21 protein-coding genes are annotated in these 12,632 nt (G+C 58.8%); 1 reads left to right on the forward strand and 20 read right to left on the reverse strand.

Translation table 11 applies throughout. From position 1 onward, the window contains the following. The first annotated feature begins 80 nt into the window (after window positions 1–80). On the forward strand, window positions 81–2,960 hold the full coding sequence (gene uvrA / locus MKZ40_RS14900; RefSeq protein WP_175090310.1) for an excinuclease ABC subunit UvrA: 2,880 nt from the start codon (window positions 81–83) through the stop codon (window positions 2,958–2,960). A 183-nt stretch (window positions 2,961–3,143) separates the two neighbouring features. Here uvrA and rplQ read toward each other — a convergent pair whose 3' ends face one another. From rplQ to rplP, 20 genes are all read right to left on the reverse strand, one after another. Continuing rightward, complete coding sequence (rplQ, locus tag MKZ40_RS14905) at window positions 3,144–3,530, reverse strand: 50S ribosomal protein L17 (protein ID WP_043334820.1); 387 nt, start codon at window positions 3,528–3,530, stop codon at window positions 3,144–3,146. 46 nt (window positions 3,531–3,576) lie between these two features. Continuing rightward, window positions 3,577–4,575: a DNA-directed RNA polymerase subunit alpha gene (gene rpoA, locus MKZ40_RS14910; protein WP_043334822.1), complete on the reverse strand. Its 999-nt coding sequence runs from the start codon at window positions 4,573–4,575 to the stop codon at window positions 3,577–3,579. 74 nt (window positions 4,576–4,649) lie between these two features. Further along, window positions 4,650–5,270: a 30S ribosomal protein S4 gene (rpsD, locus tag MKZ40_RS14915; RefSeq protein ID WP_043334824.1), complete on the reverse strand. Its 621-nt coding sequence runs from the start codon at window positions 5,268–5,270 to the stop codon at window positions 4,650–4,652. 12 nt (window positions 5,271–5,282) lie between these two features. After that, a complete protein-coding gene (rpsK, locus tag MKZ40_RS14920; protein ID WP_043334827.1) occupies window positions 5,283–5,666 on the reverse strand; it encodes a 30S ribosomal protein S11 in 384 nt (127 codons plus the stop codon). A gap of 30 nt (window positions 5,667–5,696) precedes the next feature. Beyond that, a complete protein-coding gene (gene rpsM, locus MKZ40_RS14925) occupies window positions 5,697–6,053 on the reverse strand; it encodes a 30S ribosomal protein S13 (RefSeq protein ID WP_024950672.1) in 357 nt (118 codons plus the stop codon). A gap of 131 nt (window positions 6,054–6,184) precedes the next feature. Next, on the reverse strand, window positions 6,185–6,298 hold the full coding sequence (rpmJ, locus tag MKZ40_RS14930; protein WP_077373351.1) for a 50S ribosomal protein L36: 114 nt from the start codon (window positions 6,296–6,298) through the stop codon (window positions 6,185–6,187). A gap of 34 nt (window positions 6,299–6,332) precedes the next feature. After that, entirely contained in the window at window positions 6,333–7,667 is a 1,335-nt protein-coding gene (secY, locus tag MKZ40_RS14935) for a preprotein translocase subunit SecY (protein ID WP_043334831.1), read from the reverse strand. Beyond that, the gene (rplO, locus tag MKZ40_RS14940) at window positions 7,668–8,102 is read right to left on the reverse strand and encodes a 50S ribosomal protein L15 (protein ID WP_043334834.1); all 435 of its coding nucleotides are present in this window, start codon (window positions 8,100–8,102) and stop codon (window positions 7,668–7,670) included. It lies immediately after the preceding gene. Between the two features lie 3 nt (window positions 8,103–8,105). Beyond that, the gene (gene rpmD, locus MKZ40_RS14945; protein WP_024950669.1) at window positions 8,106–8,288 is read right to left on the reverse strand and encodes a 50S ribosomal protein L30; all 183 of its coding nucleotides are present in this window, start codon (window positions 8,286–8,288) and stop codon (window positions 8,106–8,108) included. A gap of 6 nt (window positions 8,289–8,294) precedes the next feature. Then, complete coding sequence (rpsE, locus tag MKZ40_RS14950; RefSeq protein WP_054556902.1) at window positions 8,295–8,795, reverse strand: 30S ribosomal protein S5; 501 nt, start codon at window positions 8,793–8,795, stop codon at window positions 8,295–8,297. Between the two features lie 11 nt (window positions 8,796–8,806). Continuing rightward, a complete protein-coding gene (gene rplR / locus MKZ40_RS14955; protein ID WP_024950667.1) occupies window positions 8,807–9,157 on the reverse strand; it encodes a 50S ribosomal protein L18 in 351 nt (116 codons plus the stop codon). Window positions 9,158–9,166: 9 nt separating this feature from the next. Continuing rightward, complete coding sequence (rplF, locus tag MKZ40_RS14960; RefSeq protein ID WP_166020051.1) at window positions 9,167–9,697, reverse strand: 50S ribosomal protein L6; 531 nt, start codon at window positions 9,695–9,697, stop codon at window positions 9,167–9,169. Window positions 9,698–9,706: 9 nt separating this feature from the next. Continuing rightward, a complete protein-coding gene (gene rpsH, locus MKZ40_RS14965) occupies window positions 9,707–10,099 on the reverse strand; it encodes a 30S ribosomal protein S8 (RefSeq protein ID WP_043334840.1) in 393 nt (130 codons plus the stop codon). Window positions 10,100–10,131: 32 nt separating this feature from the next. Then, window positions 10,132–10,437: a 30S ribosomal protein S14 gene (rpsN, locus tag MKZ40_RS14970; protein WP_043334842.1), complete on the reverse strand. Its 306-nt coding sequence runs from the start codon at window positions 10,435–10,437 to the stop codon at window positions 10,132–10,134. A gap of 9 nt (window positions 10,438–10,446) precedes the next feature. Further along, on the reverse strand, window positions 10,447–10,986 hold the full coding sequence (rplE, locus tag MKZ40_RS14975; protein WP_043334844.1) for a 50S ribosomal protein L5: 540 nt from the start codon (window positions 10,984–10,986) through the stop codon (window positions 10,447–10,449). Between the two features lie 17 nt (window positions 10,987–11,003). After that, window positions 11,004–11,321, reverse strand: a complete 318-nt coding sequence (rplX, locus tag MKZ40_RS14980; protein ID WP_043334846.1) for a 50S ribosomal protein L24 — start codon at window positions 11,319–11,321, stop codon at window positions 11,004–11,006. Between the two features lie 15 nt (window positions 11,322–11,336). Then, window positions 11,337–11,708 carry a 50S ribosomal protein L14 gene (gene rplN / locus MKZ40_RS14985; protein ID WP_043334850.1) on the reverse strand — a complete coding sequence of 124 codons (372 nt, stop codon included), beginning with the start codon at window positions 11,706–11,708 and terminating at the stop codon, window positions 11,337–11,339. Window positions 11,709–11,758: 50 nt separating this feature from the next. Next, window positions 11,759–12,019 carry a 30S ribosomal protein S17 gene (gene rpsQ / locus MKZ40_RS14990; protein WP_043334852.1) on the reverse strand — a complete coding sequence of 87 codons (261 nt, stop codon included), beginning with the start codon at window positions 12,017–12,019 and terminating at the stop codon, window positions 11,759–11,761. Between the two features lies 1 nt (window position 12,020). Continuing rightward, on the reverse strand, window positions 12,021–12,212 hold the full coding sequence (gene rpmC, locus MKZ40_RS14995; RefSeq protein ID WP_024950659.1) for a 50S ribosomal protein L29: 192 nt from the start codon (window positions 12,210–12,212) through the stop codon (window positions 12,021–12,023). Continuing rightward, window positions 12,212–12,625, reverse strand: a complete 414-nt coding sequence (gene rplP / locus MKZ40_RS15000) for a 50S ribosomal protein L16 (RefSeq protein WP_043334854.1) — start codon at window positions 12,623–12,625, stop codon at window positions 12,212–12,214. Before rplP ends, rpmC begins: the two co-directional genes overlap by 1 nt. Window positions 12,626–12,632 lie beyond the last annotated feature (7 nt).

The raw sequence follows: 12,632 nt of genomic DNA on the forward strand, positions 1-12,632 counted from the left end.
TTTGAAAGCATGCAGCCTTTGCCGGGTGTTTCACCCGCGCCTTATAATCGTTGCTTTTATCGACGCAGCCCGAGGTGGCAATGGACAGGATTCAGGTGAGGGGTGCGCGCACCCACAACCTCAAGAACATCGATGTCGAACTGCCGCGTGACAAGCTGATCGTGGTGACCGGACTTTCCGGTTCCGGCAAGTCATCACTTGCCTTTGACACTCTCTACGCCGAGGGACAGCGGCGCTACGTCGAATCACTGTCCACCTACGCACGTCAGTTCCTCTCAATGATGGAAAAGCCGGACATCGACCATATCGAGGGTCTGTCACCGGCGATTTCCATCGAACAGAAGTCGACCTCGCACAATCCGCGCTCCACCGTCGGCACCATTACCGAGATCTACGATTACCTGCGCCTGCTGTATGCACGCGCCGGTACACCGCGCTGCCCGGACCACGCGATTGACCTGGAAGCCCAGACCATCTCGCAGATGGTCGATCAGGCGCTCGCCCTCCCGGAAGGCAGCAAGCTGATGCTGCTGGCTCCCGTAGTCAGTGGCCGCAAGGGTGAGCATCTCCAATTGCTGTCAGAGCTGCGCGCTCAGGGCTTCGTGCGTGCACGCATCGACGGCGTGATCGTCGAGCTGGATGACCTCAAGCCGCTGGAGAAGAACAAGAAGCATGACATCGACGTCGTCGTCGATCGCTTCAAGGTGCGCGAAGACCTCAAGCAGCGTCTGGCCGAATCCTTCGAGACCGCACTGAACCTGGCCGACGGCAGCGCGCGCCTGCACTTCATGGATGGCGAACAGGAAGACCTCGTCTTCTCCTCGCGCTTCGCCTGCCCGGTGTGTGGCTATGCACTGGCCGAGCTGGAACCGCGCCTGTTCTCCTTCAACAACCCGGCGGGCGCCTGCCCGACCTGTGACGGCCTCGGCGTGAAGCAGTATTTCGATCCCGATAAGCTGATCAGCCACCCTGAGCTGTCACTGGCCGAAGGCGTCATCAAGGGCTGGGACCGCCGCAGCGTCTACTACTTCAGCCAGCTGCAGGCCGTTGCCGAGCATTACGGTTTCGCGCTGGAAGCGGCCTGGGAGTCGCTCAGCGATGAAGCGCGCGACGCCGTGCTCAACGGCAGCGGCCGCGAGGACATTGCCTTCAGCTACGTGAATGACCGTGGCCGCAAGGTGACCCGCGAGCACCCCTTCGAGGGCGTGCTGCCCAACATGGAGCGCCGTTACCGCGAGACAGAATCCAACATGGTGCGCGAGGACCTCGCCCGCTATCTGGCGGTCCAGCCGTGCCCGAGTTGCGACGGCTCGCGCCTGCGTCGTGAGGCGCGCAACGTCTATGTCGATGGCCGCACTCTTTCCGAGGTCGTGCGTCAGCCGATCGGTGAGGCGTGGGAAGAGTTCGGCAAGCTGAGTCTGCCGGGACGCAAGGGCGAGATCGCCGCCAAGATCGTGCATGAGATCCAGGCGCGCCTCGAATTTCTCGTCAATGTCGGCCTCGACTATCTGACCCTGGAGCGTAGCGCCGACACACTGTCCGGCGGTGAGGCACAGCGTATCCGTCTCGCCAGCCAGATCGGTGCCGGCCTGGTCGGGGTGATGTACATCCTCGATGAGCCGTCCATCGGCCTGCATCAGCGCGACAATGATCGCCTGCTCAAGACGCTGATCCACCTGCGCGATCTGGGCAACACCGTGATCGTGGTCGAGCATGATGAGGACGCGATTCGCGCCGCCGACCATGTGCTGGATATCGGCCCGGGCGCCGGCGTGCATGGTGGCGAGATCGTCGCCCAGGGCACCCCAGAGCAGATCGAGGCGACGCCTGGCTCATTGACCGGACAATACCTGAGCGGCGAGCGCGAGATTGCCGTGCCGCCCTACCGCCTTCCGGCCAACCCTGACAAGGTGCTGCGCCTGACCGGTGCCACCGGCAACAATCTGCAGGATGTGACGCTGACACTGCCGACAGGCCTGCTGACGTGCATCACCGGGGTCTCGGGCTCAGGCAAGTCGACGCTGATCAACGCCACCCTGATGCCGCTGGCCGCGCGTGAGCTCAATCGGGCCACCACCCTGACGCCCGCGCCCTACGGCACCATCGAAGGGCTGGACCTGTTCGACAAGATGGTGGATATCGACCAGAGCCCCATCGGACGGACGCCGCGCTCCAATCCGGCAACCTATACCGGCATCTTCACGCCGATACGTGAGCTGTTCTCCGGCACTCAGGAAGCACGCGCCCGCGGCTACAAGCCGGGCCGCTTCAGCTTCAACGTCAAGGGCGGCCGCTGCGAGGCCTGTCAGGGCGACGGCCTGATCAAGGTCGAGATGCACTTCCTGCCCGACATGTACGTGCCCTGCGATGTCTGCAAGGGCAAGCGCTACAACCGCGAGACGCTTGAAGTGGAGTACAAGGGCAAGAATATCCACGAAGTGCTGGAGATGACCATCGAGGAGGCGCTGGAGTTCTTCTCGCCGGTTCCGGCCATTGCCCGCCGCCTGCAGACACTGATGGATGTCGGCCTTTCCTACGTCCGCCTCGGCCAGAGTGCGACCACACTGTCCGGCGGTGAAGCCCAACGCGTCAAGCTGGCGCGCGAACTAGCCAAGCGCGATACCGGCAAGACGCTCTATATTCTCGATGAGCCGACCACCGGCCTGCACTTCGAGGATATTCGCCAGCTGCTGGTCGTATTGCACCGTCTGCGTGATCACGGCAACACCGTAGTCGTGATCGAGCACAACCTGGATGTGATCAAGACGGCCGATTGGCTGATCGACCTCGGCCCGGAGGGTGGCTCAGGCGGCGGTCAGATCATCGCTGAAGGCACCCCTGAGCAACTGGCCACGCAGGAGATCTCGCACACAGGTCGCTTCCTGGCGCCGCTACTGGAGCGCCAGAAAGCCACCAGTGCCACCTCGAGCAGCAAGAAGAAGGCCGAGACCAGCAATTAGGCGTCGGCTTACGCCCCTTCCGCTCCTCTGGCCCACCTCACCCCAGCCCATCCTCAACACACCCCGGGGCGAGGTGGACCTTCCGGAAAATGACACGCCAGTGTCACACGGCCAACTGTCAGGCATAAAAAAAGGCCAACCCGTGAGGGTTGGCCTTTTCTTGTGGACGAAGCAAGCCGAAGCTTACTCTTCGCCCGCTGCCTCGGAGGCAACCGGGCGATCGACCAGCTCGACGAATGCCATCGGGGCATTGTCACCGGCGCGATAGCCGCACTTCAGGATGCGCAGGTAACCGCCCGGACGGGAGGTGTAGCGCGGGCCGAGCTCATTGAAGAGCTTGCCGACCGCTTCCTTGGAGCGCGTGCGAGAGAACGCCAAACGGCGGTTCGCAACGGTGTCCTGCTTGGCCAGGGTGATCAGCGGCTCGATATGACGACGCAGTTCCTTGGCTTTCGGCAGGGTAGTCTTGATGACTTCGTGCTCTACCAGAGAGATGCACATGTTCTTGAACATGGCTTCACGGTGAGAGCTGGTACGGTTCAGGTGACGACCACTCTTACGATGACGCATGGTTGTGATTCCTTACCAGTCTGGGGCTTGAGCCGACCGGGCTTCCTTAAGCGGAAGCCTTGTCGTCCTTCAGGCTTGCGGGCGGCCAGTTTTCCAACCGCATGCCGAGGGACAGACCACGCGCGGACAGCACGTCCTTGATTTCATTCAAGGACTTCTTGCCGAGATTCGGGGTCTTCAGCAGCTCAACTTCGGTGCGCTGAATGAGATCACCGATGTAATAGATATTCTCGGCCTTGAGACAGTTCGCACTGCGAACAGTCAGCTCAAGATCGTCTACGGGACGGAGAAGGATCGGATCGATTTGATCTTCCTCTTCTTCGACTTCCTGTTCCTTGTCTGCTTCCAGATCAACGAAGGCGGCCAGCTGCTCCTGCAGGATAGTTGCGGAGCGGCGGATCGCTTCTTCCGGATCCAGTGTGCCGTCGGTTTCCAGGTCGATCACCAGCTTGTCGAGGTTGGTGCGCTGTTCAACACGCGCAGCCTCGACGGCATAGGAGACCCGACGAACCGGGGTAAAGGTCGCATCCAGCTGGAGGCGGCCAATGGCACGTGATTCGTCATCAGCAGAGATGCGTGCATCTGCCGCTTCGTAGCCGCGGCCACGAGCGATCTTGAGCTGCATCTTCAGCTCGCCACCATCATTGAGGTGAGCGATGACGTGATCCGGATTCACGATTTCGAGATCGTGGTCGCCAGCGATGTCGCCAGCAGTCACGATACCCGGGCCCTTCTTGTTCAGCGCCAGCACAGCTTCGTCGCGACCATGCATCTTGATGGCCACGTCCTTGAGGTTCAGCAGGATTTCGATCACATCCTCCTGCACCCCTTCAATGGCGCTGTACTCGTGCAGAACGCCTTCGATCTCAGCTTCCACGACGGCACAGCCGGGCATGGAAGAAAGCAGGATGCGACGCAGAGCATTCCCCAGGGTGTGGCCGAAACCACGCTCGAAGGGTTCGAGGACGATACGCGCGTGATGGGCGCTGACTTCCTCGACCTTGATATCGCGAGGACGGAGAAACTCTGTCACTGAGCGCTGCATAAGAACACCTTTAAGGCTGCCAAACGGATAATCTGGGTACTCCAGCCGGGCCGACGAATCGGCCCGGCGTTACATTACTTGGAGTACAGCTCGACGATCAGGTTTTCGTTGATATCGGCAGACAGGTCGCCACGCTCGGGGACAGCCTTGAAAGTGCCTTCCATCTTCTTGGAGTCGACGTCGACCCAGGAGACATCACCGCGGTTGGCAGCGAGTGCCAGAGACTGCTGGATGCGAGCCTGGTTCTTGGCCTTCTCACGAACGGTGACCACATCGCCAGCCTTCACTTTGAAGGAAGCAACGTTGACGGTACGGCCGTTCACGGCGATCGCCTTGTGGCTGACCAGCTGACGTGCCTCGGAACGCGTGGAGCCGAAGCCCATGCGGTAGACGACGTTGTCGAGACGAGTCTCGAGGAGCTGGAGCAGAACCTCACCGGTCGCACCCTTGAGGCGAGCGGCTTCTTTGTAGTAGTTGCGGAATTGCTTTTCCAGCACGCCGTACATGCGACGTACTTTCTGCTTTTCACGCAGCTGCAGGCCGTAGTCTGAAAGACGCTGACGGCGCTGGCCATGAACACCCGGGGGTTGTTCGGATTTGCACTTCTTCTCGAACGGAGTCACGCCACTCTTCAGGAAGAGGTCGGTGCCTTCACGACGAGACAGTTTGCACTTCGGTCCAATATAACGAGCCATGAGTCTGTCTCCTTAAACGCGGCGTTTCTTCGGCGGACGGCACCCATTATGCGGGATGGGGGTCACGTCGGTGATGCTTTGCACGCGGAAGCCTGCGGCATTGAGAGCACGCACGGCGGACTCACGACCCGGACCCGGGCCCTTGACCAGCACGTCGACGTTCTTCACACCATATTCGGCTGCAGCGGTCGCTGCACGTTCACTTGCGACTTGCGCAGCGAACGGGGTGCTCTTGCGAGAACCACGAAAACCCGAACCACCGGCAGTTGCCCAGGAAAGAGCATTGCCCTGGCGGTCTGTGATCGTCACGATAGTGTTGTTAAAAGAGGCGTGGATATGCGCGATGGCATCCACTACCTGCTTTTTAACCTTCTTGCGCTTACTCGGGTTAGCCATTAGATGTTTCCTGTCTAAACGCCAGTTCGTTTACTTGCGAATCGGTTTACGCGGACCTTTGCGTGTACGTGCGTTGGTCTTGGTGCGCTGACCGCGCAACGGAAGACCACGACGATGGCGCAGGCCACGATAGCAACCGAGGTCCATGAGACGCTTGATGTTCAGCGTGATCTCACGACGCAGGTCGCCTTCGACGGTGTACTTACCCACCTCGGCACGAACCAGGTCCAGTTGTTCAACAGACAGATCAGCGATCTTGACGCTCGGTTCTAAACCGAGAGCGGCGCAGATCTGCTGTGCACGCGTACGGCCAATCCCGAAGATATAAGTCAGCGAGATCGCCGCGTGCTTGTTGTCCGGGATATTGACGCCAGCAATACGGGCCATCAGTTTTCTCCGAAAGGTTAGCGGCGGATTTTACATCCACAAAGGGCGCAATAGCATACCCCTTGATCCCATTGGGAACAAGGGGGTATGCCAGCACCCGAGCTTGTATTCAGCTAAGCGGGTCGAGGGAATTAACCCTGACGCTGCTTGTGGCGGGGCTCAGTGCAGATGACCCGCACTGCGCCACGACGCCGAATGATCTTGCAGTTACGGCAAATTTTCTTGACGGAAGCTCGAACTTTCATCGTTCTCTCCAGTTTGCTAACAGGGGCTGCGCAATCAGCGCATCATGCCACCGCTGCCATAGCCTTTGAGGTTGGCCTTCTTCATCACCGACGCATACTGATTTGACATCAGATGCGACTGCACCTGGGCCATGAAGTCCATGACCACCACGACCACGATGAGCAGAGAGGTGCCGCCGAAATAGAACGGAACCTGCCATGCAACAACGAGGAATTGAGGCATCAGGGAGACTAGGGTGATGTAGAGGGCGCCGAACAGCGTCAGGCGAGTCATCACCTTATCGATGTAACGGGCGGTCTGTTCGCCTGGGCGAATACCCGGCAGAAACGCTCCTGACTTCTTGAGGTTGTCAGCAACATCCTTCGGATTGAAGACCAGCGCCGTGTAGAAGAAGCAGAAGAATACTACAGCGGCAGCGAAAAGCAAGATATACAGTGGCTGACCCGGCCCGAGAGCCTGAGATGCCGTCTGCAACCATTGCATGCTTTCACTCTGGCCAAACCATTGACCCATCGACGCAGGGAACAGCAGGATGCTTGACGCGAAGATCGGCGGGATGACCCCGGCCATGTTGACCTTCATCGGCAAGTAGCTGCTCTGACCTGCATACATCTTGTTGCCAACCTGACGGCGCGGATAGTTCACCGTGATGCGGCGTTGGCCGCGTTCGATGAACACCACGAAGGCAACGGTAATGACTGCGAGCAGCGTCAGCGCCAGCAGCGGAAGCACATTCCAGGCACCATCATTGCGCGCCAGTTCGAAAGACTGGCCGATGGCACTCGGCAGCCCGGCGACAATACCAGCAAAGATGATCAGTGAGATCCCGTTGCCGATACCCTTCTCGGTGATCTGCTCTCCCAGCCACATCAGGAACACTGCACCAGCCACGAACGTACTCACGGCGGTGAAGTAGAAGCTGAAGTCAGCGGAATAGGCGACACCGTTTCCGACCAGTCCGACTGCCATGCCGATCGATTGGACCAGGGCCAGTACTACCGTGCCGTAGCGCGTGTACTGGCTGATCTTGCGACGGCCGGCCTCGCCTTCCTTTTTCAACTGCTCAAGCTGAGGCGAGACCACCGTCAGGAGCTGCATGATGATCGACGCGGATATGTAGGGCATAATGCCCAGCGCGAAGATACTCATTCGCTCCAGTGCACCACCGGAGAACATGTTGAACATGCTCAGGATGGTGCCCTGGTTTTCCCTGAACAAGGCAGCAAGCTGGTCAGGATTGATACCGGGAACGGGGATGTGTGCACCGATTCGGTACACCACGATGGCGATGAACACGAAGCGCAAACGCGCCCAGAGTTCGCTCAACCCACTTCCCTGCATCGCCGGTACGTTTCCTGACTTAGCCATTTAGTCCTCTACCTTGCCACCGGCAGCTTCGATCGCAGCACGGGCACCCTTGGTGACCTTAATGCCGCGAACCGTGACTGCCTTGTCCAGTTCGCCGGAGAGCATGACCTTCGCGAACTTCGTGGAATCACGAAGCACGTTGGCCTTCTTCAGCGTTTCGAGGTCGACGATCTCGCCGTCTACCAGTGCCAGTTCGCTCAGGCGCACTTCTTCGGAAATCAGAGACTTCGCGGAAGTGAAACCAAACTTCGGCAGGCGACGCTGCATAGGCATCTGACCGCCTTCGAAGCCCGGCTTGACGCTGCCACCGGAACGGGACTTCTGGCCCTTGTGGCCACGACCGCCGGTCTTACCAAGACCGGAGCCGATACCACGACCGACACGCTTTGCAGCGTGCTTGGAGCCCGGGGCCGGACTCAGGGTATTCAATTTCATGGATTACTCTCCCTCAACACGGACAAGGTAGTGAACCTTGTTGATCATGCCGCGTACCGCGGGGGTGTCTTCCAGCTCGACAGTGTGACCGATGCGGCGCAGGCCAAGACCTTTCATAGTGGCCTTGTGCTTTTCGAGGACGCCGATGGTGCTGCGGATCTGGGTTACCGTGATCTTAGCTGCCATGGTGCCTTACCCCGCAATCTTGTCGACAGACAGGCCACGCTTGGCGGCGATGTCTTCCGGAGATTTCATGGCAGCGAGACCGTTGATGGTCGCGCGCACCACGTTGACCGGATTGGTGGAACCGTAGCACTTGGCCAGGACGTCATGGACGCCAGCCAGTTCGAGCACGGAACGCATCGCACCGCCGGCAATGATGCCGGTACCTTCGGACGCTGGCTGCATGTAGATCTTGGATGCGCCGTGACGAGCCTTCACCGGATACTGCAGGGTGTGGCCCTTCAGGTCGACCTTGATCATGTTGCGACGAGCTTGGTCCATTGCCTTCTGGATCGCGACCGGCACTTCACGCGCCTTGCCACGGCCGAAGCCAACACGACCATTGCCGTCACCAACGACAGTCAGAGCGGTGAAACCGAAGATACGGCCGCCCTTGACTACCTTGGCGACGCGGTTGATCTGCACGAGCTTCTCTTGCAGGTCACCGCCCTTCTGTTCGATATTCGCCATCGTAAAACCCTTTAGAATTCCAGGCCGCCTTCACGTGCGGCATCGGCCAGGGCCTTCACGCGACCGTGGTACTTGTACCCGGAGCGATCGAAAGCCACTTGCTTGATACCCGCTTCCTTCGCGCGCTCGGCAATCAGAGCACCCACCTTGGCGGCGGAGTCCGAGTTACCGGTAGAACCTTCGCGCAGGCTCTTGTCGAGCGTGGATGCGGTGGCCAGGACCTGGCCGCCATCCGGCGAGATGATCTGCGCGTAGATGTGACGCGGGGTGCGGTTCACGCACAGGCGAAACACGCCCAGCTCGCGGATTTTCGCACGAGCGCGGCGGGCACGACGGAGACGAGATTCTTTCTTCGCGTTCATAACCCTGCCTTACTTCTTCTTGGCTTCTTTACGACGGACGACTTCGTCGCTGTACCGAATACCTTTGCCCTTGTAGGGCTCCGGCGGACGGAATGCGCGAATCTCTGCGGCGACCTGACCCAAAGCCTGCTTGTCAGCAGACGTGAGGACGATCTGAGTGTTCTTCGGCGTTTCAGCCGTAACACTTGCCGGCAGTTCATAGTCGACCGGGTGTGAGAAGCCCAGTGTCAGGTTGATTGTCTGGCCTTTGGCCTGGGCACGATAACCCACACCATTGATTTCCAGAGACTTGGTGAAGCCTTCGGAAACACCAGACACCATGTTGTTGACCAGAGCACGAGTGGTACCAACCATTGCCCAGTTCTTGGCGGTCTCGGACGGAGCGAAGGTCATCTGACCTTCTTCCATAGAGATGACCACGTCCTGGTGGACGGTCAGTTCCAGCTGGCCTTTGCTGCCCTTCACGGTCAGCTTGTCGCCGTCGAGCTTTGCCTCGACGCCGTTCGGCAATTTAACCGGATACTTGGCTACGCGGGACATTCCAAACTCCTAGAATACGGTGCAGAGGACTTCGCCGCCGACACCAGCTTGACGGGCCGCACGATCGGTCATCACGCCCCGGGAGGTGGAAACGATCGCAATACCCAGGCCATCTGCGACTTTCGGAAGCTCACCCTTGCCTTTGTACTGGCGCAGGGACGGCTTGGAAATACGCTTGATGCTCTCGATAACCGACTTGCCTTCGAAGTACTTGAGGGTCACGGTCAGTTCCGGCTTGGCGCCTTCTGCGACGGCAAACTCGGAAATATAACCCTCTTCCTTCAATACGCGGGCCACTTCAACCTTGAGCTTGGAAGACGGCATGGTAACCGTCTCCTTGGTGGCCATCTGCGCATTGCGGATACGGGTGAACATATCCGCCAGAGTGTCTTGCATGCTCATTTACGTTGCGCTCCTGAATTCTTGCAGTGGTGTTACCAGCTGGACTTGGTCAGACCAGGCACGTCACCACGCATAGCGGCTTCACGCAGCTTGTTGCGGCTCAGGCCGAACTTGTTGTAGTAGCCGTGCGGACGGCCAGTGATACGACAGCGGTTACGCTGACGGACCGGGCTGGCATCACGCGGCAGCTGCTGCAGCTTCAGCTGTGCGTCGAAGCGCTCTTCTTCAGAAGCGTTGACGTCGTTGATGATGGTCTTCAGTGCGTCGCGTTTGGCGGCGTACTTAGCGACCAGCTTGGTGCGCTTGAGCTCGCGCTCAACCATGCTTTTCTTTGCCATGATCCACCCTTATTTCTTGAACGGGAAGTTCAGCGCGCCCAGCAACGCACGACCTTCATCATCGGTGTTGGCGCTAGTGGTGATGGTGATGTCCAGGCCACGAATCCGGTCGATCTTATCATACTCGATCTCCGGGAAGATGATCTGCTCACGCACACCCATGGAGTAGTTTCCACGGCCATCGAAGGACTTCGGGTTCAGACCACGGAAGTCACGAACGCGCGGGATAGCCACGTTCACGAGACGGTCCAGGAAGTCCCACATACGATCGCTGCGCAGGGTCACCTTAACACCGATCGGCCATCCTTCGCGGACCTTGAAGCCAGCGATGGACTTGCGTGCCTTGGTGACGATGGGCTTCTGACCAGAAAGCATCTGGAGATCGGCAAACGCGTTGTCGATCAGCTTCTTGTCAGCGGTGGCTTCACCGATACCCATGTTCAGGGTCACCTTGGTGATGCGGGGAACCTGCATCACATTGGCGTAGCCGAACTGCTCTTTGAGCTGGGCGGCCACTTCGTTCTGATAACGTTCTTTCAAGTTCGCCATGTTGTACCCGACTCGCGTTAGGCGTCGATCAGCTTCTGAGTCGACTTAAAGATGCGTACCTTAGTACCGTCTTCCTGTACCTGGATTCCGACACGATCCGCCTTGCCGGTCTCCTGGTTGAAGATGGCCACGTTGGACGCGTGAATCGGAGCCTCGCGCTCGACGATACCCCCCTGGGTGCCCAGCATCGGGTTGGGCTTGGTGTGACGCTTGATCATATTCACACCGGACACGAGCAGACGCTCACCTTTCAGCACCTTGCTGATGGTACCGCGCTTGCCCTTGTCCTTCCCGGCGATGACGATGACTTCATCGTCACGTTTGATCTTTTGCATATCCGCTTCCGCTCCTTACAGCACTTCGGGCGCCAGGGAAATGATCTTCATGAACTTCTCACTGCGAAGTTCACGGGTAACCGGGCCGAAGATACGGGTACCGATCGGCTGTTCGTTGGTGTTGTTCAACAGAACGGCCGCATTACCGTCGAAGCGGATCACGGAACCGTCATTACGACGGACACCGGCTTTGGTACGAACGACCACTGCCTTCATGACCTGGCCTTTCTTGACCTTGCCACGCGGGATAGCTTCTTTGACGGTGACCTTGATGATGTCTCCAACACGAGCGTAACGGCGGTGTGAACCACCCAGCACCTTGATGCATTGCACCCGGCGCGCGCCACTGTTGTCGGCGACATCCAGCATTGTCTGAGTCTGAATCATCGGTTTTCTCCAAACCTAATCTGACTGCCTGGTGGGAACTGGCCTAGGGATTAACCCTTGGCCTGTTCAACCACCTCGACCAGGGTCCAGGCTTTCTTCTTGGACAGCGGACGAGTCTCGGCGATAGAGACGGTGTCACCGATCCGAGCCTGATTCGCCTCATCATGGGCGTGCAGCTTGGTGGAGCGTCTCAGGTACTTGCCATAGATCGGGTGACGCTCACGGCGCTCGACCATGACAACGATGGATTTTTCCATCTTGTCACTCACCACCTTGCCAGTGAGTGTGCGTGCTTTAGTTTCTTCGGCCATTTTACTCACCTGACTTCTGGTTGAGCACAGTCTTAACCTGAGCAATTTGGCGACGAGTCTGCTTGAGCAGGTGAACCTGGCTCAGCTGGCCTGTTGCCTTCTGCATGCGCAGATTGAATTGCTCACGCAGCAGTTCGAACAACTGCTCCTGGAGCGCCTCGACTGACTTTTCACGGAGTTCTTGGGCTTTCATCACATCACCGTCCGCTTAACAAAGGTGGTGGAGATCGGCATCTTCATAGCGGCCAGGCTAAATGCTTCACGGGCCAGCTCTTCGGATACACCTTCGATCTCGTAGAGGACCTTGCCGGGCTGGATCTGAGCGACCCAGTACTCGACAGAACCCTTACCTTTACCCATACGAACTTCCAACGGCTTGTTGGAGATCGGCTTGTCTGGGAAGACACGGATCCAGATCTTGCCGCCACGCTTGACGTGACGGGTAATGGCACGACGGCCAGCTTCGATCTGACGAGCGGTGATACGACCACGGCCGGTGGCTTTCAGGCCAAACTCACCAAAGCTTACCTTGCTTCCGCGATGCGCCAGGCCACGGTTGCGACCTTTCTGCATCTTGCGGAATTTCATACGCTTGGGCTGTAACATCGATTAC

This window comes from Cobetia sp. BMC6 (genome assembly GCF_029991385.1).
GTDB lineage: Bacteria > Pseudomonadota > Gammaproteobacteria > Pseudomonadales > Halomonadaceae > Cobetia.